The sequence below is a fragment of the Paenibacillus jamilae genome (assembly GCF_050482105.1).
Taxonomy (GTDB): domain Bacteria; phylum Bacillota; class Bacilli; order Paenibacillales; family Paenibacillaceae; genus Paenibacillus; species Paenibacillus jamilae_B.
The window spans coordinates 1-554 of record NZ_JBCNHI010000027.1; the positions used below are offsets into that span (position 1 = coordinate 1).

Annotated in this window: 1 protein-coding gene; it reads left to right on the forward strand. The window is 49.5% G+C overall.

Annotation, left to right across the window (positions count from 1 at the left end; genetic code table 11):
• On the forward strand, nucleotides 1-554 hold a 554-nt coding region (locus ABEW32_RS24540), incomplete at both ends, for a condensation domain-containing protein (protein WP_430192670.1).

Sequence of the window (554 nt, forward strand, 5' to 3'; positions counted from 1 at the left end):
GAAATCATCGCGCATTGCGCGGATCGCAAACAGCAGGAACTGACGCCAAGTGATGTGATGCTTAAACCTGTAACCTTGGCCGAGCTGGATCAGTTGGTCGAGCGGACTCGTGACATCGGGGAACTGGAAAATGTATATGCCTTGACACCGATGCAAAAAGGCATGTTGTTCCATAGTCTGATGGATGCAGCGTCCGGGGCTTATTTTGAACAAACGACCTTTGATTTGCGCGGACGCTTCCAGGCCGATATTTTCCAAGATAGCTTGAATCAACTGGCGCAGCGGCATGAGATCTTTAGAGCTAATTTCATTAGCGGCTGGCAGGATGAGCCTGTACAGGTGATTTTCCGCCATAAAGAGGTTGGTTTCAGATATGAGGATTTGCGTCATTTGGAAGATCAGGAACGCGACGCGTATGTGCAGGAATTTATTCGTAAGGACAAGACGGCCGGATTTGATTTATCCCGGGATGCGTTGATGCGCGTGGCGATTTTGCGGACCGGGGATGAGGATTATTACTTTGTCTGGAGCTCTCACCACATCCTAATGGATGG